The organism is Rhizobium sp. 01L419, from assembly GCF_056400025.1.
Window position 1 is genome coordinate 77,114 of the sequence record NZ_JBFTSM010000010.1, and the last position, 21,663, is coordinate 98,776.

The window sequence follows — 21,663 nt, forward strand, 5'->3', positions numbered from 1 at the left end:
AGGCTCGTGTAAGCTAAGGTCGCACCGGAACTGCAGCAGAGCAGGCACCTGAAATCCGGAGATCACCCATGCCGTACCATTTCCTGGACGTTGCAATCACTCCGAATGTGCGGCTGGCGCAGGCCGAAATGGGGGCGGATCAAATCTGGCTGGGCGATCATCATCGCGAGTCCGACAGTTTCACCGAGAACGAGCTTGCCTTCATCGCCGCGCGCGACAGCTTCTACATGGCATCCGTGTCGGAAACCGGCTGGCCCTATGTGCAGCATCGCGGCGGGCCACCAGGTTTCCTCAAAGCCGTGGATCGCAAGACGATGGCTTTCGCGGACTACAGAGGCAACCGCCAATACATCAGCACCGGAAACTTTGCCGCAAACGACCGGGCCTGCCTCTTCCTGGTGGATTACCCGCGACGGGCACGCCTCAAGATCTACATGCACGTCGAGAAGCTGACGCTCGACAGCGACCCCGCGCTGACCAGCCTCGTTTCCGACGTCGGATACCGGGCCAAGGCGGAGCGGATTTTCCGGCTCCGGCTGGAAGCGTTCGACTGGAATTGCCCTCAACATATCACCCCGCGATACACCGAGCGCGAGGTCGAGCAGGCCGTGACGCCATTGCGTGAGCGGCTGGCTCAACTGGAAGCCGAGAATCTGGCGTTGCGCAGCCGCATCGAAGCGATTGGAGAATAGACATGGACACCACGAGGCCACCCCTTCCACCCTTCTCCCTGATGTCCGCGAGCGAAAAGGTCCGGCTTGCCGAAGACGGGTGGAACAGCCGCAATCCCGAAAAGGTGGCGCTGGCCTATACGCCCGATAGTCAATGGCGCAATCGCTCCGAATTCGTGACCGGCCGCGAAGCGATCATCGGCTTTCTCACGCGCAAATGGCAGCGCGAGCTCGAGTACCGGCTGATCAAGGAGCTCTGGGCCTTTGCCGACAATCGCATCGCGGTTCGCTTCGCCTACGAATGGCGCGACGACAGCGGCAACTGGTTCCGCTCCTACGGGAACGAGAACTGGGAGTTCGATGCCAACGGCTTGATGCGAGAGCGTTTCGCATCGATCAACGACGTTCCGATACCGGAACAGGACCGCCGGTTTCACTGGCCGCAGGGCCGCCGCCCGGATGATCATCCCGGCCTCAGCGACTTTGGCTTCTAGGACGATCAAAAGATGAAACGTCCGACCTCGCGCCAAGGGCGGCCGTCTTGTGCCATGATGAAGGGGCGCCTCAGCTTGCCGAGCAGCACCGGTGTGGGTGACGCTAGCGCGCAAAACGGCTAAATTGGCCGACATGCGCCAAAGCCTCGAATACCTTCGGTCCGATGCAGTTCGGCGCCACTTGGAAAAGCACGTTCACGGCGGAATCATTTGAGGGCGCATGGAACGATCCGGCAGACCAGACGGCAAGACATATTGCTTTGGTGACTATCGGTTCATTCCGGACCGGCAATTGCTGATGTTTTGCGACAAGCCGTTGAGAGTGGGAAGCCGGGCTCTCGATCTGCTCCACCTGCTCGTCAGCCGCTCGGGAGAAGTCGTCGGCAAGGACGAGCTGATGAGCTTCGCATGGCCGAACACCTTCGTTCATGAGAGCAACCTGAAAGTCAACATCGCGGCGCTGCGCCGTGCTCTTCCACGAATGGCTTCGGGCCTGTCGTGCATTGCCACCGTGAACGGGCGCGGCTACCGCTTCGCTGCGCCTCTGCGCATCTATGGTGGGGACCAGCCGCAACCTTCCCTCGATGCGGCAAAGGCCTCGACCCGCGAGCTGCCTCCTCTGCCGCAGCTTGTCGGTCGCGATGACATCGTTGCGGAGCTTTCTGCCAGGCTCCCGCAAAGCCGCCTGGTAACGGTCGTCGGACCGGCCGGAGTGGGCAAGACGACTGTCGCCGTCGCCGTCGCGCGAAGCCTTCTGGACCGCTATCGGGACGGTGTTTGTTTTGTGGATCTTGCCGTCATCGGCGATCCCCAGCTTGTGGATGTGACGATAGCAAGGTCGTTGGGCATCGGCGGCAGATGGGCAAATACGCTTGCCGGGATCGTCGAGGCATTGCGTAGTCACGAAATGCTGCTGGTGCTCGACAACTGCGAGCATGTTCTCAGCACCGCGTCGGCGATCGCCGAACACCTGACGCTCGCGCTTCCGGGTCTTCACATCATCGCCACGAGCCGGGAGCCGCTTCGATCGCGCTCAGAGAGCGTCTATCGCCTGTCTCCGCTCCCGTACCCTGACGAGCACAGCGGAGAAAGCCGAGCGGATGCCCTGATTTTCCCCGCCGTCCAGCTCTTTGTTCAACGCGTTGACGAAGCTTGCGGCTACCAACTCGATGATGCCGACGCGCCCGTCGTGGCAGCGATATGTCGGCGCCTGGACGGCATTGCGCTTGCAATCGAGCTCGCAGCGTCGCGGCTGCCGATATTGAAGCCGACAACCCTGCTCGTTCTGCTTGAACACAGTTTCGAGCCGCTCGTCGCCAGCTCTGCGGGTGTCCCGCAACGACACCAGACACTGCTCGCGACCATGGAGTGGAGCTATCAGCTCCTGTCCAGGGATGAGGCCAAACTTCTACGCCTCCTTTCGGTCTTTTCGGCAAGCTTTTCCATCTCCGATATCATCGGCGTGGCGGGTCACATCGACCTGGGCATCGGGGAGATCGCCACTTGCACGGAAAGCCTCGCGGCGAAATCGCTTTTGTCGGTCTCGCACGACGCCGAAGGGCTACGCTATCGGCTGCTCGACAGCACCCGCAGCTTCGCGGCCGCGCAGCTCGACGGGAGTGGCGAAGCCGCCGATGCCCGATCCAGCCACGCACGCTATCTTCTCCGGCTGTTCGAGCAAGCCGAAGCGGAGTGGATATGGAGACCGAGGAACGAATGGACCGCGTTCTACGCAGAGCGAACAAACGACTTGCGCAAGGCAATCGACTGGACCTTCGGCGACGGCGGCCAGCTGGAAGTGGGCGTGCGCCTTACCGCTGCCGCGGTTCCGCTTTGGGACGAATTGTCGACCGTCGTTGAAAGCCGGCGATGTGTCGAGCAGGCGCTGCAATGCACGCAAGCGCTGTCGCGCTGCGACCCCGCCGTCAGGATGAAGCTCATCGCGTCCTATGCCTCCGGCCTCAATTTCTCCGATCGTCTCGGCCCCGAAGCCGACGCGGCCTGGACGGAGGCCAACCGGCTGGCCCGCGAGATCGGCAATGTCGACTATCAGCTTCGAACGCTGTGGGGCCTTGGCATATTGCAGAGCTTCACGGGTCGGCACAGGCAGGCGATCGCGACGCTCGAGCAGTTCGCCCAGCTCGCAGGCGGCGAGGATGAACGGCTGGCTGTCGTGGAGGGAGAACGGGTCCGGCTGACGGCGATCTTCTATCGCGGTGAGGTAAGGCGCGCGCACTTGGACCTGAAGCGGCTGGCGCGCGAAAATGCCACCACCGCCAAGCGCTCGGCCGTCGCCCGCTTCCAGATGGACCGGTTCGTCTCGGTGCGGGTGGCATTGGCGATGACCGCCTGGGTAGCGGGAGATCGCGGTGAAGCCGCGGCGGCGCTGCAGGACGCGCTCGACCATAGCGTCGCACTCAACCACACCGTCTCGCATTCCAACGCTCTGGCCCAGGCCGCCCTGCCCATCGCTTTTTGGTCCGGCGATACCGAAGTCGCGCGCCTGCGTGTCGCCGCACTTGCCCGCAATCTTACCCTGCGCGAGATCGCGATCTGGCGACCGGTCTGCCTTTTCTATCGTGGCGTCGTCGGGAGCATGGACGGCGACCCGGAAGCAATCGACACGATGAAGCTCGCGATCGAGCAACTCATCGCTAACAACTTCCTTGTTCGGGTGCCGTTCTATCTGACCACTCTCGCCGAAGCTGCCTTGCGCGATGGGCGCATCGCGCTTGCCCGCGACTGCCTGAGCGACGCCTTCGACCGCGCCGACCGGCAGGGCGAACACTGGTCGCGGCCGGAACTGCTCCGCGTGCGCGCAATGCTGCAGCGACTGGATGGCGACCTGTCGGGCGCGTCGGAAACGCTGCTGCTCGCGGCGGAAACCGCAAGGGAAAGCGGTGCGCTCTTCTTCCGGCTTCGGGCATCGACGGCATTGGCGGAACTATGGGTGGAAGCCGACCGGCACGCGGCCGCCGCCGAACTGCTGTCTCCGGTTTGCGCCGAGTTCGATGACGTGTTGCCGTGCGTGACCGTGGTGAAGGCGCGCCAACTTCTGGAAGCGCTCCGGCAGAACACCTATCCTCATTGAGTTTCGCCCCTGGCTAACCATTCTTGTTCGCGACCAGAACAGGGTCGAGGACAAAGGCGCTCCGCTCGGCGAGATCATGGATGCTGGCGAGGTAATGCTTGAAGTGCGGCGTCTCCCGGTGCGCTGCCACCGCGGTGTTGTCGATATAGAGTTCATCCAGAACATAGCGGTCGGCTTTCGCCTGATCCCGCCAGACATCCCATCTCAGGTTGCCCGGCTCCATCCTGCAGTCGGGTGCCATAGAAAAGAGCAGCGCCTCGAGCTCTTCGGCTTTGCCCGGCCTGGCAAGCAAGGTAGCCATGATCTTGACGTAGGGCATGATCCGGTTCCGCTATTTGTCCGCGCTTTCGATGAAGGCTGCGACCTGTTTGGGGTGCGAAAGCATCACGGCATGGCTGCTGTCGATCTCGGTGGTCACACTCCCTGCCCGCTTGGCGAACGCCCGCTGGAAGGTTGGAGGGATCATCATGTCTTTCGTGGTGATCATGAAATACGAGGGCTTGGCCTTCCACGCCACCTTGCTGATCGGCGTCTTCACAGCCTCCAGCCCCCAGGGCACCTGGGCCGCGGCCATGAAGCCCGTGATCGAGGCGTCGACATCGGCGGCAAATGCCTTCGGGAATTTCAACGGATCCACCAGCAGGTAGCCATCACTGGGCGGCAATAGCGGCGCCCCTGACTCCCCGGCGGGAACCGGCTGTTCCGCGAGCGACGCCACCGACTCGCCTGCGGCGGGCGCGAACGCCGCGACATAGACCAGACTGCGCACCTTCGGGTTATCGCCGGCCTCGGTGATGACCATCCCACCATAGGAGTGTCCAACGAGGACCACGGGATGTTTCGCCTTCGAGATCACGCGCTCCGTGGCCGCGACATCGCCACTGAGACTGATCGTCGGGTTCTGGACCACCAGCACCTCGTATCCATCCTTGCTGAGGGTGTCGAACACCGCCTGCCAGCCGGAGCCATCGACGAACGCGCCGTGCACGAGAACGATCGAGACGGGTTTTTCGGCGGCGACAGAGGCCGCTGGGGCAAAAGCAGTCATGGCCGCGAACAATATCCAGATTGAGGGTTTCATTTTGTCGAACTCCTGATGTCTCGCGATGGGCGGCGCACCGATGCCGGCCGTCCTGGAAACTGCGGAGATGATATCGTGAGGGTTGCGGCTCGGCTGGTTAAAAGACGTAAAAATCGAAGTCGCTCACACAACCCACCGGGATCGGCCCGCTGGCGCTGCTAGGCTTTCCGGGTCGGATAAGGTCCCAGGAAAAGAACCACGGTCGCGCCGCCGATGAGGAGCAAAGCGCAGGCTTTCAGGATGCCCGCATAGGTGCCGGTGCTGTCGAACGCGTACCCAAACAGGCTGGGGCCCACGAAGGCACCGACGACGAAGATCCCGTATAATGTTGCATATGTCGTGGCGTAGCTCCGCATCCCGAGATAGCGCGAAACCAGATAGGCCATCAGGTCGAATTCGATCCCGGATACCAGGCCAAGCAATAGAATGGCGATGCAAGCCGTGGCGAAGCTCACCTCATCCAGCGACAGGGTGAAGCAGGCGACCGCGCCGAGCGTCAATATCACCGTACCAACCGCAGGCGCCCAGAACCTGTCGACCAGAACGCCGCCAAGCAGCCGACCGGCGACGGCCGCTATGCCGACGAGCGAGGCGAGCTGGACAACTTCGGTCGGCGACAGACGCAGCGAACGAAGGATGTTTTCGATGTTGGGAAGCGGCGCCGCAACGGCAAGCGACATCGGGATGAAGACGATAGCCAGAAGCCAGAACGAGCGTGAGCGGAAGGCCTCGCGTGCGGTCATGCCTTCCAGCGCAATCCTTGGCGCCAGCGCCGCGTCGACATTCCTGCTGCGCAATCCGGCAAAGCCCCAAAGCACCAACGGGCATGCTATGAGGATAGGCATGGCGCCCACGATGAGGATCGCGACACGCCAGCCGCCGGTCTCGATCAAAAATTGCGCCAGCGGCTTTACCACGAAGGCAAACAGGCCCGCGCCTGACAGCGCGATGCCAAGTGCAAGCCCCCGGCGCTCCTCGAATACGCCGTTGACCACCCGCGTGAAGACGACCGGCGTCGCCCCCAGCCCGAAGATCGCGATGGCCAGCCACGAGAGATAATACTGGACGATGGAGCCACTCGACGCCGCAAGCGTCATATAGCTCAGGCCCAGGCATGACAGAGAGGTCGACGCCACCAGCCGCGCTCCGAACCTGTCGATCAACATCGCGAAAAATGGCCCGATAGCCAGAACCGAAGCGGCCAACAACGACAGGCCGCCAAAAATCGTCGTAAACGACCAGCCGAATTCCCGCGCGAAGATCGGCGCGAAAACGCCGATCGTGTAAAACACTATGGCAGGCAAGCCAAAAGCCGTTCCAAGCAGGCTGGCCAGAACGATCCGCCAGCCGTTCCTGAACTCGGAGAAGTCCGCTCCCTTCATGAAGGCTTCCTTCGTCGAAACCAATAGTTCGGCAACCGCAATCACGGCACAAAGTTTATGCGCAATCTATCTCTGTCAGCAACTCACGCACGGCTGACCACAGTCGTAACACCGGCGGGACCGATTGGAAGGTGGCCGATCGGATGAGAAACATGACGGCCTCCGTGTCGAAGAGAGAAGATTCACCTTTTTTAACCGGCGACCTTCCTTGAGCGATGATATCAAGGTGATGGGGCCGGCGAATAACGAACTCCCTTAGGTTACGGCCCGACAGCATCAGCAGGTTCGAGCTTTCGGTGGTCTGTGTCGGCCATGCCTGCTTGCGCCTAGACCAGACTGGTCGAGAGATCATCGGATCGAGGAGGAACCATGCCTCGCGCGCTGAGCACACTGACTTTATCGGACGCCAAGCAGATGCTCCAGGCAGCTGAGGCCAAGGCGGCCAATCTTGGCATTGCCTACAACATCGCCGTGGTCGATGCGGGTGGCGCGCTGATCGCCTTCGCACGCCAGGACGGCGCGCTCGAAGGCAGCATCGATCTTGCCATCGGCAAGGCGAAGACGGCCCGGATGTTCAACAAGACGACCGAATATCTCGCTGAATTGGCACAGCCCGGCGCACCGCTGTTCGGGATCGAGCAGAGCAACGATGGCCGTGTCGTGATTTTCGGTGGCGGTTTGCCTGTGACGATTGGCGATCAGATCGTCGGTGCGGTGGGCGCAAGCGCCGGTTCCGTCGAGCAGGACATCGCGGTCGCCGAGGCGGCGGCCGCCGCGATCATGACAAATCCAACATGATGAAGGAGACCCGTTATGAAGGCCGCGCGTATTCTTGAATACAACAAGCCCCTCGTCCTCGAGGACATCAAGGTTCCCGACATTCAGCCCGACGAGGTGCTCGTGAAGGTCGCCGCATGCGGCATGTGCCGCTCCGACGTGCTGCTCATCGATGGGTTCTTCCAGGGCTATGGCGATATCCCGCCCCCCGTCATTCCCGGCCATGAGATCACCGGAACGGTCGAGAAGATCGGCGGCGTCGTGGCCAAGGCCTCGGGCCTTCAGGAAGGCGACCATGTCGTCGTCTCGCCCGGATGGGGCGACGGCGTCTGCAAGCATTGCCAGGTCGGCAATACGCACATCTGCCCCAATGTCCGCTGGCCGGGCTTCGGTACCTATGGTGGCTTTGCCGAATACATCCCGGTGCCGGCCCGCTATGCCATCACGGTCGCCAAGCACCTCAAGTTCGAGCAGCTGGCGCCACTGACGGATGCCGGGCTGACCCCCTATCGCGGGCTCAAGAAGATCCGCGATGCCGGTGGCCTGGGACCCGATAAAGTCATCGGCGTATTCGGGATTGGCGGTCTTGGCACCTATGCCGTCCAATATGCCAAGCTGCTGGGCGCAGGCGGCCCGGTCGTTGCCGTCGCGCGAAACGAGGAGAAGCTCCAGGTCGCCACGAAATATGGCGCCGACCACGTCATCGCGATCGAGGGCAAGTCGTCGGAAGATGTCGGAAAGGAGCTCAAGAAGGCGACCGGCCAGGACAAGTTCGACGCGATCATCGACTGCGCCGGCGCGACGGAGATGATGCAGCTCGCCTTCTCACGCCTGGCGATCAGCGGGCACTACGCCGACGTCGGCTTCATCGGCGACCGGATCAACATTCCGCTGTTTCCGCGCGTCTCCGGCGAGCAGACTTTTCACGGCTCGTTCTGGGGAAACAACGCCGATCTCATCGAGGTCATGGCGCTGGCTGCCGCGGGCAAGATCCAGCACACGATCAAGACGATCTCGTTCAAGGATATCAACGAATACATCGATCTCATGCGAGACAACAAGATCGTCGGGCGTGCCGTGGTCATGTTCTGACGGCAGGGCCTGCGAGAACCAAACCGAACCATATGTCTAGGAGACAATCATGACCCAGCATGTCCTGTTCATCGTCACCAACGCAGCCGTTATCGGACCGCATAACCGGAAAACCGGCTTCTTCTTTGCGGAAGTTGCCCACCCGTTCGATGTCCTCGACACCGCCGGCATTGCGGTAGAGTTTGCCTCGCCCGCCGGCGGGTGGACGCCCTATGACGCCTATGACGAAAACGACCCCGCCCAGAAGGCGTTCTTCCAGAGCAAGGCGTTTCGGCGGCTGAACCGCAGCCGTAAACTCAGCGAGGTGGACGCGGCCGACTACGACGCCATCCTTGTGCCCGGCGGCCTGGGGCCGATGGTCGACATACAGCGCAATGCGCAGGTGCAGCACGCGGTCGCGCGCGCCTGGACGACGGACAAGCTGGTGACCGCCGTGTGCCACGGACCCTGCGCGCTGCTCGGCGTGGACGTCGGAGACGGCAAGCCCTTCGTCCATGGCAAAAGGCTCACGGGCTTCTCCACGAAAGAAGAATATGACTACGCCCGCGAGGATGTGCCCTACGAACTCGAGGATGCGCTCAGAGCCGAGGGCGCGGACTATTCATCGGTTGCCAATTGGCAGGAGCATGTCGTCGTCGACGGCCGGCTGATCACGGGCCAGAATCCCGCTTCGGCAGGAGAGCTCGGGAGGAAACTGCTCGCGGCCCTTCGAGACCGCGCCTCTTTGGCCTGAGGCGGCAACGTCAAACGGGAGAACCATCATGCCGCAATCATCCGTGAAAATCACCGCCAGCCTGACCGCCCATCCCGGCAAGGCGGATGAACTGCGCGAACTGCTGATCGGCATGATCCCGCATAGCCGGGCAGAACCGGGCAATTTGCGCTGGGACATCTGGCGAGACACTTCAATGCCCACGCGCTACGTGCTCGACGAGCTCTATCGTGACGCCGAGGCGGTCGAAGCCCATCGCCAGACATCGCACTATCAGGCCTATCTCGCCCGCGTTCCGGCGCTGGCGGATCGCTCGGCGCTTGTTCTCGAAGCTGTCGCGCTTGGCGAATAGCTGCAACGGAGTGTCTCATGCTCGAAGTCGTGCAAGCCTATGACCGCGAACATATCGCCGATCTTCCGACGGACGACGCCACAGCGCTCGAACGCAAGCTGACCGTCGCGCGCAAACGCTTCGAAGACCGGCGCGGCTGGCTGCAGCCGCACCAGCGTCGGGCGATTCTCCTCCGCCTTGCCGATCTGCTTTTGCAGCAACGCGAGACCTTCGCGATCCGCATCGCACGAGAAAGCGGCAAGCCCTACACCGACGCCTTGGTCGAAACCGATCGCGCGATCGATGGAATTCAAAACGCCGCCGAACTGCTTCGCACCAGAGGCGGCACCGAGATACCGATGGGCCTCACCCCGGCCAGCGTGGGCCGCCGCGCCTGGACGATCCTGGAACCCATCGGCGTGGTTACCGCGATTTCGGCGTTCAACCATCCTCTCAATCTCATTGTGCACCAGATCGCGCCGGCGATCGCCACGGGCTGCCCTGTCATCGTCAAGCCTGCCGCCGCGACACCGCTTAGCTGCCTGGAGCTGGTCAAGCTCGTCCATGAAGCCGGCATGCCCGAAGGCTGGGTCCAGACCCTGCTTCCCGAGAGCCGCGATCTGTCGACCGCCTTTGCAAGCGATCCTCGGATCGCCTTAGTGAGCTTCATCGGCTCGGCCGCGGTGGGTTGGCACCTGCGCGCCAATCTGGCGGCGGGAACCCGCTGCGCGCTCGAGCATGGCGGCGTGGCCCCTGTCATCATCGACCAGACTGCCGATATAGACGCAATCATCGAGCCGCTCGCGAAGGGCGGCTACTATCACGCCGGTCAGGTCTGCGTTTCCGTTCAACGCATCTACATCCACGATACGCTCAAGGACGCCTTCGTCGATCGGTTCGCCGCGCGCGTCGAGCAACTGCGTGTCGGCGATCCCCTGCTTGCCCAGACCGAAGTCGGCCCACTCATTACGCCCACAGAAGCCGATCGGGTCGCAGACTGGGTCGCGCAAGCAGCCTCGGGAGGTGCACGGCTTATCGGAGGCGAACGCCTCAGCGACACCGCGTTGGCACCTGCTATTCTCGTGGAACCGCCGAAAAACGCGAAGGTATCGCGCGAGGAGGTGTTCGGCCCGGTCACCTGCGTGTTCTCATTTTCCAGTCTCGATGAAGCCATTCACGAGGCAAATTCGTTGCCGGTCTCGTTTCAGAGCAGCATCTTCACGCGCGATCTCGCGGTCGCGCTCAAGGCAGCCGAGCACCTAGACGCCTCAACGGTCATGGTCAATGACCACAGCGCGTTTCGGACCGACTGGATGCCATTTTCCGGTCGGCGGACGTCGGGCTACGGAATTGGCGGCATTCCATATACCGCGCGTGAAATGACGGCAGAGAAAATGATCGTCTTCACGCAGCACTAGCTGGCCTTCGGAGCGCACGCGTGTTGTGTCGTTTGGAATGCTCCGGGCGATACCCACGCGTGTTGCCGAACGAAAGATTGGCTTTTCGGTCGAGAAGTGCCGGCGCGCCCGCAAAAATTAGGATCGCCAGCGATAGAATTTTGCTTTGATGAACAGAGATTGGTTGCGGGGGCAGGATTTGAACCTGCGGCCTTCAGGTTATGAGCCTGACGAGCTACCGGGCTGCTCTACTCCGACATGAAATGGCGTGCCGACCCAGGTGTTACAAGGACCGATTTCGGGCTAGCTACACCCGCGAAGCGTAGCAATTGGTGGGCCGCAGAGTTCCCGCTGGTCTCGGCATCCCTTGGGCCTGGGCCATCAGACTAAGCTAGTCCGACCGGGTTGTTTCATCGGGATGAGGTCTCAGGAGCCGGTTTGGGCTTCTTTTCCGCCCCGACTGAACTACTTGAAACTGATGACCAGTAAAATCCGCGAAAACAAAGCCGAGACCACCCACCGGGAATCTCAAGCTCTTACCTCCGCCCAAGACGTTGCCCGCGACGCGAAGACTGCTCGCCTTCGCGAGTTGCGTCTCTCAAGGGACGCCGAATTGGCGGCCAGCAAGAATGGTCCCAAGCCAATCGCACCGCGTAACCGAAAGAAGCCCGTCGCGAAGATACCGTGATCCACGCCTAGAACGGAAAAGCCGCCCGGAGGCGGCTATGGCGACAGCTAGATCGCCGAATTGAACAGCCCCGAGTGACATCGCCCAATCGATGCCGCTGCTGGGGTTACGCGGCCTGACGCTTCTTGGCCTCTTCCTCGCGGCGTTTGGCCTCGCGCGCCCTGCGCTTCTCATTCTGCTTGATGGCCCAGTCGAAGTCGGTCAACTCGCTATCGAAGTAGCAGGCCATCGGCTTCGCATCCGGATCCCTGTAGGCGGTGCGCTCGTCAATCGGCGCGTCGGCTGCGATGCGCCTCTTCAAAAACAGAAACAAGACGCCCTACGATATCGAGATCGCCATTCATCCGATCCTCGAATCAGTTCTGGCTTTGCACAAGACCAACGCGCTCACCTACGTGCTCACTGAATTCGCCAGACCATTCTCAATCAAGGGCCTCGGCAACAGGATCTCGGACTGGTTTCGACAGGCCGGCCTCGGCCACCTCACCGCGCATTCCGTCCGAAAGGGCCTTGCGACCGATGTCGCCCACAACGAAGCGACCGACAGCATGCTCGAGGCGATGTTTGGATGGCGCGATGCAAAAACGTCAAAAGTTTATACGAGGAATGCCGACCGAGCCCCCCTGGCGCGCCAGACGGTCGCACGAATCAACTGGGACGGCGTCGGAACGAAGCTGCTGGCGATCGCCGAACAGCCCGATGAAACGGAAGCGGCGAGCGGCTAAACCGGGAACAGACTGCCACACCTGCCTTTAGGTGTGGCGGAACGGTTCAAGTCCAAACTGCCACACCTCGAAAAACATCTCGGCTTTGCAATCGCTTATCAATGGGGTGAAAAGTTATTGGAGGCCTCGCCCGGAATTGCGGGTGTAGTAGGTGTAGGCACATTCCGTCCGCTCGACATAACCATGCCTCTCCGTCACCTCATAGCGCTCACCACGGCGCGTCTGGCGTAGCTCGCCGCTCGAGCCGCCGGAGACCACGTCTTGTCCTCGCGCCATTGATAGGCCCGCTAACCAGGGCGCATCTCATAGACATTGTCGGGCGGGGCCTAATCCAGCATGACACTGCTGATCGGCACGCCGACATAGCTCTTAGTGATCTGCGAGGCACAGGTCGCGAGCATGGCTGTGGTCGCAAGTACGGCGAAGCCGAGAAGAATTGGCCGCGGCCAACTCCGTTTCCTTTTCTCCATCAATGCGTTCATCAATCGGTACTGTGCGCCCAGATTTATCCCTACCCAGGCGACAGCGCCGATCGATTGCCGATACATTGCGGATTTGGCTTTGGGTGCGATCGGCTCCATGACAATTGCACGACACAATTGGAACAAGGGTGGAAACGCTTGTAACTCGCCTGACATTGGGGCGCTCTAAAGAGGCGGCATCAGCATTGCCTGCCGCCGGAAACCTGCCGCGGGCCTTAGTGGAGAGCCCCGGCATGAAAATCGTCCAGATCACCGACACGCATTTCAGCCCGTCGATACCGCATTTCAACGGCAATTGGCAGCCGCTTGCCGACTGGATCAATCGCAGCGGTGCTGATCTCGTCGTCCATACCGGCGATCTCGCGGTCGATGGCGCCGACAAGGACGAAGATCTCACCTTCTGCATGGAATTGATGCGGCAGGTGAAGATCCCGATGCTGATCGTTCCCGGCAATCACGATGTCGGCCATCTGCCAGGCTCGCTCCAACCGGTCGATGAGACAAGGCTCAACCGCTGGCGCAGGCTCGTTGGCCCCGATTACTGGCTCGAGGATGCCGGCAACTGGCGGCTGATCGGCCTCGACAGCCTGCTGATGGGCATGGAGGATGGCGAGCAGGAAGCGCAGTTTGCATGGCTGGAAAAAGCGCTTGCCGAGCGCGCCGGTCGGCGGATCGCGATGTTTGCCCATAAGCCGCTCTTCGTCGATGCGCCCGATGAGGGCGACACCGGCTATTGGAGCATCCGCCCGGCCCAGCGCCGCCGGCTTTACGACCTGATGTCGGCCCATGATGTCGCGCTTTACGCCAGCGGCCATCTGCACTGGGCCTGGAAGGGCGCCCTCAACGATACCTCGCTCGTCTGGGGACCGTCCGCCGCCTTCATCATCGGCACGATGGAACGAGAGATGCCAGGCGAGAAGCTTGTTGGAGCCGTGCTTCACGATCTCGGCGATCACGCCTCGAGCGAGATCGTCGCCATATCCGGCATGACCGCCCATGTGCTCGACGATGTGGTCGCCGAAGTCTATCCGCACGAGGCCCACAAAGTGCAGAAGGAGCCGGCGCAATGAGCGCGCTGACGCTTTCGGCCATTTCAAAATCCTATGGCGACAGCGCCATCCTCAAGAATATCAGCCTCGACGTTCAACCGGGCGAATTCATCGCGCTGGTCGGCCCTTCGGGCTGCGGCAAGAGTACGCTTCTGCGTATTCTTGCTGGCCTCGATCATGCCGATAGTGGCGAGATCGTCATCGGCGGGCGGGAAATGTCTGGCGTGGCGGCCGCCGACCGTAATATCGCGATGGTCTTCCAGTCCTACGCGCTCTATCCGCATCTGTCGGCCGGCCAGAATATTGCCGTGCCATTGGCCATGCGCCGGCTGAGCCGTGTTCAGCGCCTTCCCTTCCTCGGTGCGGTCATGCCCGGCTACCGCGCTATTCGCATGAGTATTTCTCGTGACGTGCAGGAGACGGCCAAAGCTTTGAAGATCGACCACCTCCTGGAGCGCAAGCCCGGCCAGATGTCGGGCGGCCAGCGGCAGCGCGTGGCGCTTGCCCGCGCCATGGTGCGCCATCCGAGCGTCTTTCTGATGGACGAACCGCTGTCGAACCTCGACGCCAACCTGCGGGTTCATGCCCGCGGCGAGATCGTCGAATTGCATCGGCGCGCCGGCGTGCCGACCGTCTATGTCACCCACGACCAGGCCGAAGCGCTCTCCATGGCAGACCGCGTCGCCGTGATGATCGGCGGCCAACTGCTGCAGCTGGCAGCACCCCAGGTCATCTATGACGACCCCGCCCATATCGAGGTTGCCCACTTCGTCGGCCAGCCGCGCATCAATCTCTTAACCGCGCGCGCCGATGGCGGGACGATCGCCTTCGGCGATATTAGACTGGCGCTGGAAGAATCTGATCTTACCGGCGCAGACGTGACAATCGGCATCCGCCCGGAATTTGTGCGGCTTGCTGCAGACGGCCAGACGGCCCTTCCCGCCCGTATCGAGCGCATGGAATTCCTCGGCTCCGAGGTGATCCTGTTCTGCCGACTGAATGCAATCGGCGAGACCGTGCTTGCCAAGCTTGCACCGGCCGAAGCTGCGGGACTTGCCGCCGGCATGGCCGTTGCGCTGTCTTTTCAGCCCGACAAGGCCATGGTCTTTGCCCCCGATGGCCGCCGGCTGCGTGCGGCAGCGCTTCCGGCCGACGTTGCACGGGAGAAGGCGCATGGCTAGCATTGCCGCAGGCGAGGTTGGCCGGCCGGCCGCATCGGCTATCCGGCACGAGCGCCGCGAGGCGCAGACCGCCTGGCTGCTGGCGCTGCCGGCGATCATCCTCATTGTCCTCTTCGTGCTGCTGCCGATCGTCGCTGTCGTCGTTCTCGGCTTTACCGATTTCGAGCTCGGCGTCGGCAAGATACGTTTTGTCGGCTTGGAGAATTACGCCGAGCTTTTCACCGACCGCACCTTCCGCAAGTCGCTGTGGAACACCACGGTCTATACGGCAATCGTCGCGCCCGTCTCGATCCTGCTCGGCCTTGGTGTGGCGATGCTGATCGAAAGCGAGGGCTGGGGGAAGAGCGTCTTTCGCACCGCGTATTTCCTGCCGGTGGTTTCGCTGATCGTCGCCATGGCGACCGTTTGGCAGTATCTCTTCCATCCGACCATCGGCCCGCTCAATGCGCTGCTCGGTGCGGCCGGCCTGCCGAAGCCGAACTGGCTCGGGGCCTCGTCGACCGCCCTCTACAGCCTCTCCATCATCGGTGTGTGGCAGACGGTCGGCTTTAACATGGTGCTGTTCCTTGCCGGGCTGACGGCGATCCCGCGCGAGCTTTATGCCGCCGCCGAGATCGACGGCGCCAAATCCTCACTCGACCGCTTCTTCCTCGTCACCTGGCCGATGCTCGGGCCGACGGCGCTTTTCGTCTCCACGATAAGCATCATCAACGCCGTGAAGACCTTCGAGACGGTGAAGACGCTGACCGATGGCGGACCTAATCATGCTTCGGAAGTCCTACTGTTCACCATCTATCAGGAGGGCTTCGTCTACATGAAGGTCGGTTATGCCTCGGCCATGACCGTGGTCTTCCTCGCCATCCTCGTCGTCATGATGTTCCTGCAGTACCGCTTCCTCGACCGGCGGGTGCACTATTCATGAAGACGCGACCCCGCTTTACCCCCGGCCGGCTGACCCGCCTGGCGCTGCTTGTTCTCGGCACAGTCATTTTCCTCGCGCCCTACATCTTCATGATATCGGCGGCCGGCAAGTCGCAGGACGATATCTTCACGGCAGCACTTTCGCTGATCCCGACGCATTTCTTTTACCTGCAGAATTTTACCAAGGCGCTCGACAAGGTGGCGATGGGCACGCTCTTGTGGAACAGCGTGGTGGTCTGCGCGCTGATCTTTTTCTTCCAGGTGCTGGTCGCCATCCCCTGCGCATATGCGATGGCGAAGCTGAAGTTCCGCGCCGCCCGCTTGATGATGGTGCTCGTACTGCTCGGTCTGCTGGTGCCGATCCATGCCACCGCTCTGCCGCTCTATGTCGCCTTCGACCGACTGTCGCTGCTCAGCAGCTACACGGCGCTGGTCGCCCCCTTTACCATCTCGGTCTTTGCGATCTTCCTGTTCCTGCAGTTCTTCCGCGCCATGCCTGACGACCTGATCCATGCCGCCCGTCTCGACGGCATGTCCGAACTCGGCATCGTCTCGCGCGTCGTCGTGCCGAATGCCTGGCCGGCCGTCACGGCCTTCGCGATCTTTTCGGTCGTTGCCCATTGGAACGACCTCTACTGGCCGCTGATCGTCATCTCGAAGCCGGGCTACGCCACTCCGCCGCTCGGCCTGATGAATTTCCGCGCCGCCGAAGCCGGCGACGACTACGGCGCGCTGATGGCGGCGACCATCATCATCACCATTCCCCTCGTTGCGGCTTTTCTGCTGGCGCAGAAACGCTTCGTCGAGGGCATCACCATGACCGGTCTCAAAGGCTGACCGGTTAAACCCAGGAGAACGAGCGATGAAGCATTTCACCCAGTTCCTCGCAGCAGCGGCTCTGTCCGTGGTGGCGGCACTGCCGGCCCACGCCGAAACGACGCTGACGATCCACTACCCGATGCCGGGTTTCTTCAAGGACGTGATGGACACGATCTCGAAGAAGTTCATGGAAGAAAACCCCGACATCAAGATCCAGTTCGCCGCCCCTTCGGCGACCTATGAAGACGGTATCCAGCTGATCCTGCGCCAGGCCGGCACGTCTGAAATGCCCGACATCACCTTCATCGGCCTGAACCGCCTGCGCATGCTGAACGAGCGCAATGTCGCCGTCGACATGACGCCGCTCGTCCAGAAGGAAGGCAACATGGCCGAGAAGGGCTTCTCGGACACGATCCTGAAGCTCGCCCAGGTCAACGGCAAGCAGGTTGGCCTTGCCTTCGCCACCTCCAACCCGATCATGTATTACAATGCCGATCTCGTGAAGGCAGCCGGCGGCAATCCGGACACCCCGCCGAAAACCTGGGACGAGGTCATCGCGCTTGCCGGCAAGATCAAGGCGCTCGGCAACGGCGTCGACGGCATGGATTTCCGCTGGCAGGGCGACGACTGGATGTTCTCCGCCCTGCTCTTCGGTGCCGGCGGCAAGATGCTGAGCGACGACGAGCAGAAGGTCGCCTTCAACGGTCCCGAGGGACAGAAGGCCGTCGAACTCATCAGCCGCTTCGTCAAGGAAGGCGGCATGCCTGTTTTCACCAAGGCAGCAGGCGAACAAGCATTCGCCGCCGGCAAGGTCGGCTTTGAATTCCAGACGACGGGCGCGCTTGTCAACACGATCAAGAACGTCGGCACCAAGTTCGATCTGCGCACTGCCCAGATCCCGCTTCTCGACCCGGAAAAGGGCCATCTACCGACCGGTGGCAACGCCGTCGTCATCCTCGCCAAGGATGCCGCCAAGCAGGACGCTGCCTGGAAGTTCGCCAAGTTCGCCGCCGGCCCCTATGGCGCCTCGGTCGTCGTGCCCGGCACGGGCTATGTGCCGAACAACGAGCTTGCCGCCAAGTCCGCCGAATATCTCGGTGATTTCTACAAGACGAACCCGCTCTTCCAGGCTGGCCTCAGCCAGATGCCGCGCATGATCCCGTGGTATGCCTTCCCGGGCACCAATGGCGTCAAGGTTACCCAGACGATCGTCGACAACCTGTCGCGCATCGTCGACGGCTCGGCCGAGCCGAAGGAAGCGCTCGACGACGCAGCCTCCGACGTCGAAGGCATGCTGCCGCGCAGCTAAGCTTCTTGTTATCACGCAGTTCCGGACGCAAGATCCGCTCACTTGCCGGAATTGCATTAAGCCGCTCTTGGCTTCGATCCCGAACCGCCGCATCCCATCGGTGCGGCGGTTTCGTCTTTCTGGAGGTTTCGAACAGTGCCGCCGGCACGCAAGGCATGCGATAGTTCCAGATGCCGCAGCGGCGCGTCGTTTTCGACGATATCGAGCAGCAGCGATGCCGCCGTCGCCCCCATGCTGAGATCGGGCATTTCGATCGAGGTCAGCGTCGGATTTATGAGCTTGCCGATGGCGATGCCGTCGAAGCCGGCAACGGAGACATCGTCGGGAACACGCAGGCCCTCGCGATGGATGGCGCCGACGACGCCGAGCGCGATGAGATCGTTCGAGCCGATGATGGCGGTCGGTGCAAATGTCCGCAGCGCCTGGCCGAGATCCATCTGGTCGTAGCCGCTGACGAAGGACACCTCTACGGCGTCGAGTGGCGCGACGCCCGCCGCCGCCATGGTCCGCAGATAGCCCTGATAACGCAACAGCGCGCGGTCCGAAGCCTTGAAGCTGCCGGAGACGTAGAGAATGCGACGATGTCCCATGGAGAGCAGGTGTTCGGTCAGCCTGCAGCCTGCCGCATAATTGTTGACGGTAACGGCGGCAGGATATCGGGGGGTCGGAGGATTGCCGAGCAGCACGGTCGGCGGCAGGTCCTGGGCGAGCGCCGGGCTGGTGCCGGCATCGCAGACGGTGAGGATGAGCCCGGTCGGCCGCTCGCCGAGAAGCCCGGCGACGGCATCGGCCTCCTGATCGGGGTCGTAATTCGACTGGGCAATGAGAACGCTGTGGCCGGCGACCAGCATGCGGTTCTGGATACCGGACAGCGACGAGGCGAAAACCGGATTGGTGACGCTCGGCACCAGCACGCCGATAACAGGCCGGCGGCCGCTGCGGGCCGACGGTGCGGCCGCACGATAGCCGACTTCGGCCGCAGCGCGGCGCACGCGAAGTGCTGCCGCCCGGCTGACCGGGCCACTGAAGTTCAGCACCCGGCTTGCCGTCGCCATGGAACACCCGGCCCTCAGCGCAACCTGTTTCAACGTCGTCATCGGCGTCCCCGTGCGTTTCCGTCGAAGTTCGCCGGCTATTACAGGCAGCATGTCATAAAAAGATGACGGTCCGGGACAGGCCTTAGCTTCAGCCGCGCTTGGGATGGCGGCCGAGAATCTGGCGCACGCCGTCCTTGGTGAAAGGCTGCGCCAATTGCCTGACGAAGCCGGGAGCGATCTGACCCTTGATGCCGATATCCGTCGAGGACGGCCGGTCGGGATTGAAATAGGTTCCGAACAGCTGGTCGAACAGCACGACATTCTCGCCGTAATTCGTATTGCCCTCGCGAAGATCCTTCGAATGGTGCCAGCGGTGAAGTCTGGGCGTCGAGAAGACGAGGTCGAAAGGGCCTGTTCGCATATCGACGTTGCAATGGGTCAGGATGCCGATGAAGGCGGTGACGGCGCCGAGCCACCAGAAGACCTGCAGCGGTGCGCCGAGAAGGTAGAGCGGGATCTGGCTCAGCGCGATCTTGAACAGCGAATCGACGACGTGGAAGCGCCCGGTATTGACGACCCAGAGACGGGTGACGCTGTGGTGCAGGGCGTGGAAGCGCCAGAAAAACAGCCGCTCATGGGCGATGCGATGAGCCCAGTAGAGGCCGAACTCGGCGATGACGACGGCGAGGCCCGCCTGGAAGAGCATCGGCCAGGATGACGGCCAGAGACTGAACTGCATGGCGGCAAGCGGTTGCAGCAGGGCCGCGGCAAGCATCGGAAAGATGACCCCGGCCAGCGCCGCCAGTTCGACGAGCCCCTTGGTCAACACCGTGTGGGCAATATCGTTGGCCGTTTCACCATCAGGCTGCAGCCAGCCTTCTTCATAGGGAATGATACGTTCGAGCAGGAAGAGCAGCAGGACCGCACCGGCGTAAGTGGCTGCAAATGCGACCATCGGATGCCCACTCGCAAAGCCAAAATAGGCGCCCGTCAGGCCGGAGAAAAACACCAGTGGCCAGGCCAGGTAGGCAAGCATGTATCTTGCGGCTGCGGCTGCTTTCGGCATCAATGTCATGTCCCTCAAGAGCTCGCCGCGTTTCGAGCCCGTCGCCCAATCTTGCCCGGATCGCCCTCGGCCCGGTGTTCCCGTCAGTCATGCCATCGATCACGACGATCGGCAATCGCTTGCGCCCATCACCTGGTGGAACGATGGGGCCAACTTGTGGATGGAGGATTGCATGTGCATTGCGGGGCCGGTGATTTTGACGAGTGGTGCGACAGTCCCTGTAACCGGCTGGGTGCCGGGCGCTGTGAAATTCAACACGGCACTGCTTTTGTCGCGCGGCGACCTGCTGGTCGCCCTTGAACGGCACCCCTCCCCAGATATTCGTGTCTTGAGACTGTTGCTGTTCTTTGCCAGATTGCTGCAGTGGTTTTGGGGCTGCTTCAATAAAATCAAAGGGATTGACGCATGAAACGCGATATTGAAATCACGACGGCCGACGGCGTTGCCAAGGCGTCACTTTTCCGCCCCGAAGGCAGTGAGGGCAAGGTCCTGCCCGGTATTCTCTACTATATGGATGCGCTCGGGCCGCGCGAGGCAACCGATATCATGGGCGAGCGTCTCGCCAATGCCGGTTACGTCGTGCTGTTACCCGATCTCTTCTACCGTTTCGGCTCGTACGGCCCCTTCGACGGCTCCTCCTTCGGCAACGAGACCTCGCGTGCCGAGATCATGAAGATGATCCGCGAGACGACGCAGGAGATGACGAAGCGCGACAGCGCAGCCTTCCTCGACGCGCTCGAATCCGAGGGCGTTTCCGGTCCGGTCGGCGCCGTCGGTTATTGCATGGGCGGCGGTCGCGCCCTGACGGCAGCGGCCGTTTATGCCGACAGGATCGCGGCGGCCGCAAGCTTCCATGGCGGCAATCTGGCGAGCGAGGCGCCCGACAGTCCGCATCGCCTTGCCGGCGACATCAAGGCGCGCATCTATGTCGGCGTCGCTGGCGTCGATGGCAGTTTCCCGCCCGAGCAGTCCGCTCGCCTTGCCGAGGCGCTCCGCACCGGTGGCGTCGACCACATCATCGAGAATTATATCGGCATGTCGCATGGCTGGACGGTTCCCGACCGCGGCGAGATCTACAGCGAAAAGGGTTCTGAGCGGCACTGGAAGCGCCTGCTCGAACTTTTTGCAGAAACGCTTGGCTGAGATCAGGAAATGCGATCCCGTCCGGCCTCGGGCGGGGTCTGCGATCACTGCGACCTGCTCTAGGCTATCCGGACGGCGCTGACCCAATGGCGCGATCATGCCGGCCATTTGCGGGTGGCCGCAGCAGTGCGCGCCGATGTGCTGAAGCTGGCTGCGACATTAACCCATTGGGCTTGATAGCGAATTGTCTCGCCGGACGGCGACAATACACTTGG

22 protein-coding genes, 1 tRNA gene and 1 pseudogene are annotated in these 21,663 nt (G+C 62.1%); 16 read left to right on the forward strand and 8 right to left on the reverse strand.

Translation table 11 applies throughout. The features are described from left to right. Positions 1 to 68 precede the first annotated feature (68 nt). The 3 genes from AC1DUP_RS20280 (at position 69) to AC1DUP_RS20290 (ending at position 4,256) form a co-directional block, all read left to right on the forward strand. Positions 69 to 692 (forward strand): pyridoxamine 5'-phosphate oxidase family protein, encoded by a 624-nt coding sequence (locus tag AC1DUP_RS20280; RefSeq protein ID WP_115038830.1) that lies wholly within the window; start codon positions 69 to 71, stop codon positions 690 to 692. A gap of 2 nt (positions 693 to 694) precedes the next feature. Beyond that, the gene (locus AC1DUP_RS20285) at positions 695 to 1,165 is read left to right on the forward strand and encodes a nuclear transport factor 2 family protein (RefSeq protein ID WP_113334845.1); all 471 of its coding nucleotides are present in this window, start codon (positions 695 to 697) and stop codon (positions 1,163 to 1,165) included. Positions 1,166 to 1,385: 220 nt separating this feature from the next. Then, a complete protein-coding gene (locus tag AC1DUP_RS20290) occupies positions 1,386 to 4,256 on the forward strand; it encodes a helix-turn-helix transcriptional regulator (RefSeq protein WP_115038828.1) in 2,871 nt (956 codons plus the stop codon). Between the two features lie 13 nt (positions 4,257 to 4,269). Here AC1DUP_RS20290 and AC1DUP_RS20295 read toward each other — a convergent pair whose 3' ends face one another. The 3 genes from AC1DUP_RS20295 to AC1DUP_RS20305 all read right to left on the reverse strand — a co-directional run bounded on the left by AC1DUP_RS20295 (position 4,270) and on the right by AC1DUP_RS20305 (position 6,719). Beyond that, the gene (locus AC1DUP_RS20295; RefSeq protein WP_113300213.1) at positions 4,270 to 4,575 is read right to left on the reverse strand and encodes a putative quinol monooxygenase; all 306 of its coding nucleotides are present in this window, start codon (positions 4,573 to 4,575) and stop codon (positions 4,270 to 4,272) included. Between the two features lie 12 nt (positions 4,576 to 4,587). Continuing rightward, positions 4,588 to 5,304, reverse strand: a complete 717-nt coding sequence (locus tag AC1DUP_RS20300) for an alpha/beta hydrolase (protein WP_115039228.1) — start codon at positions 5,302 to 5,304, stop codon at positions 4,588 to 4,590. Positions 5,305 to 5,495: 191 nt separating this feature from the next. Beyond that, entirely contained in the window at positions 5,496 to 6,719 is a 1,224-nt protein-coding gene (locus tag AC1DUP_RS20305) for an MFS transporter (protein ID WP_162805146.1), read from the reverse strand. A gap of 369 nt (positions 6,720 to 7,088) precedes the next feature. On the opposite strand from AC1DUP_RS20305, the gene AC1DUP_RS20310 reads away from it, so the two are divergent. Genes AC1DUP_RS20310 through AC1DUP_RS20330 form a run of 5 tightly spaced genes read left to right on the forward strand, consistent with a single transcriptional unit; the run spans position 7,089 to position 11,049 of the window. After that, positions 7,089 to 7,517: a heme-binding protein gene (locus tag AC1DUP_RS20310; protein WP_113300211.1), complete on the forward strand. Its 429-nt coding sequence runs from the start codon at positions 7,089 to 7,091 to the stop codon at positions 7,515 to 7,517. Positions 7,518 to 7,532: 15 nt separating this feature from the next. Then, positions 7,533 to 8,588, forward strand: coding sequence for an NAD(P)-dependent alcohol dehydrogenase (locus AC1DUP_RS20315; protein WP_477834014.1), 1,056 nt, complete (start codon positions 7,533 to 7,535; stop codon positions 8,586 to 8,588). A 49-nt stretch (positions 8,589 to 8,637) separates the two neighbouring features. Further along, entirely contained in the window at positions 8,638 to 9,321 is a 684-nt protein-coding gene (locus AC1DUP_RS20320; RefSeq protein ID WP_115038822.1) for a type 1 glutamine amidotransferase domain-containing protein, read from the forward strand. Between the two features lie 28 nt (positions 9,322 to 9,349). Continuing rightward, positions 9,350 to 9,652, forward strand: coding sequence for a putative quinol monooxygenase (locus AC1DUP_RS20325; RefSeq protein WP_115038820.1), 303 nt, complete (start codon positions 9,350 to 9,352; stop codon positions 9,650 to 9,652). A gap of 17 nt (positions 9,653 to 9,669) precedes the next feature. Further along, positions 9,670 to 11,049 carry an aldehyde dehydrogenase family protein gene (locus AC1DUP_RS20330; RefSeq protein ID WP_115038818.1) on the forward strand — a complete coding sequence of 460 codons (1,380 nt, stop codon included), beginning with the start codon at positions 9,670 to 9,672 and terminating at the stop codon, positions 11,047 to 11,049. A gap of 160 nt (positions 11,050 to 11,209) precedes the next feature. Here the strand turns inward: AC1DUP_RS20330 and AC1DUP_RS20335 are convergent. Both AC1DUP_RS20335 and AC1DUP_RS20340 read right to left on the reverse strand, forming a co-directional pair. Continuing rightward, positions 11,210 to 11,287, reverse strand: a tRNA-Met gene (locus AC1DUP_RS20335). 535 nt (positions 11,288 to 11,822) lie between these two features. Continuing rightward, positions 11,823 to 12,017 (reverse strand): hypothetical protein, encoded by a 195-nt coding sequence (locus AC1DUP_RS20340; RefSeq protein ID WP_115038816.1) that lies wholly within the window; start codon positions 12,015 to 12,017, stop codon positions 11,823 to 11,825. On the opposite strand from AC1DUP_RS20340, the gene AC1DUP_RS20345 reads away from it, so the two are divergent. Then, a complete protein-coding gene (locus tag AC1DUP_RS20345) occupies positions 12,004 to 12,441 on the forward strand; it encodes a tyrosine-type recombinase/integrase (protein WP_115038814.1) in 438 nt (145 codons plus the stop codon). The genes AC1DUP_RS20340 and AC1DUP_RS20345 overlap by 14 nt on opposite strands. Before the next feature lie 114 nt (positions 12,442 to 12,555). On the opposite strand, the pseudogene AC1DUP_RS20350 reads toward AC1DUP_RS20345, so the two are convergent. Then, positions 12,556 to 12,842: pseudogene (locus AC1DUP_RS20350) on the reverse strand (hypothetical protein). Positions 12,843 to 13,156: 314 nt separating this feature from the next. On the opposite strand from AC1DUP_RS20350, the gene AC1DUP_RS20355 reads away from it, so the two are divergent. From AC1DUP_RS20355 to AC1DUP_RS20375, 5 genes are read left to right on the forward strand one after another with little or no spacing between them, the layout of a single operon-like run. Next, a complete protein-coding gene (locus AC1DUP_RS20355) occupies positions 13,157 to 13,993 on the forward strand; it encodes a metallophosphoesterase family protein (protein ID WP_115038813.1) in 837 nt (278 codons plus the stop codon). Further along, positions 13,990 to 15,153, forward strand: coding sequence for an ABC transporter ATP-binding protein (locus tag AC1DUP_RS20360; RefSeq protein ID WP_115038811.1), 1,164 nt, complete (start codon positions 13,990 to 13,992; stop codon positions 15,151 to 15,153). The genes AC1DUP_RS20355 and AC1DUP_RS20360 overlap by 4 nt, the downstream gene beginning before the upstream one ends. Continuing rightward, positions 15,146 to 16,075 carry a carbohydrate ABC transporter permease gene (locus AC1DUP_RS20365; protein WP_113307348.1) on the forward strand — a complete coding sequence of 310 codons (930 nt, stop codon included), beginning with the start codon at positions 15,146 to 15,148 and terminating at the stop codon, positions 16,073 to 16,075. The genes AC1DUP_RS20360 and AC1DUP_RS20365 overlap by 8 nt, the downstream gene beginning before the upstream one ends. After that, positions 16,072 to 16,911: a carbohydrate ABC transporter permease gene (locus tag AC1DUP_RS20370; protein WP_477834021.1), complete on the forward strand. Its 840-nt coding sequence runs from the start codon at positions 16,072 to 16,074 to the stop codon at positions 16,909 to 16,911. Before AC1DUP_RS20365 ends, AC1DUP_RS20370 begins: the two co-directional genes overlap by 4 nt. Before the next feature lie 25 nt (positions 16,912 to 16,936). Continuing rightward, positions 16,937 to 18,202 (forward strand): ABC transporter substrate-binding protein, encoded by a 1,266-nt coding sequence (locus tag AC1DUP_RS20375; protein WP_477834023.1) that lies wholly within the window; start codon positions 16,937 to 16,939, stop codon positions 18,200 to 18,202. A gap of 56 nt (positions 18,203 to 18,258) precedes the next feature. Here the strand turns inward: AC1DUP_RS20375 and AC1DUP_RS20380 are convergent, their stop codons facing one another. Beyond that, on the reverse strand, positions 18,259 to 19,299 hold the full coding sequence (locus tag AC1DUP_RS20380) for a substrate-binding domain-containing protein (RefSeq protein ID WP_115038807.1): 1,041 nt from the start codon (positions 19,297 to 19,299) through the stop codon (positions 18,259 to 18,261). A gap of 88 nt (positions 19,300 to 19,387) precedes the next feature. Beyond that, positions 19,388 to 20,275, reverse strand: coding sequence for an ornithine lipid hydroxylase OlsE (gene olsE / locus AC1DUP_RS20385; protein WP_477834025.1), 888 nt, complete (start codon positions 20,273 to 20,275; stop codon positions 19,388 to 19,390). On the opposite strand from olsE, the gene AC1DUP_RS20390 reads away from it, so the two are divergent. Both AC1DUP_RS20390 and AC1DUP_RS20395 read left to right on the forward strand, forming a co-directional pair. Next, positions 20,274 to 20,714: a hypothetical protein gene (locus tag AC1DUP_RS20390; RefSeq protein WP_162805145.1), complete on the forward strand. Its 441-nt coding sequence runs from the start codon at positions 20,274 to 20,276 to the stop codon at positions 20,712 to 20,714. The two genes, olsE and AC1DUP_RS20390, sit on opposite strands and share 2 nt — an antisense overlap. Continuing rightward, positions 20,711 to 21,448 (forward strand): dienelactone hydrolase family protein, encoded by a 738-nt coding sequence (locus tag AC1DUP_RS20395; RefSeq protein WP_115038803.1) that lies wholly within the window; start codon positions 20,711 to 20,713, stop codon positions 21,446 to 21,448. Before AC1DUP_RS20390 ends, AC1DUP_RS20395 begins: the two co-directional genes overlap by 4 nt. The last annotated feature ends 215 nt before the right edge of the window (positions 21,449 to 21,663 follow it).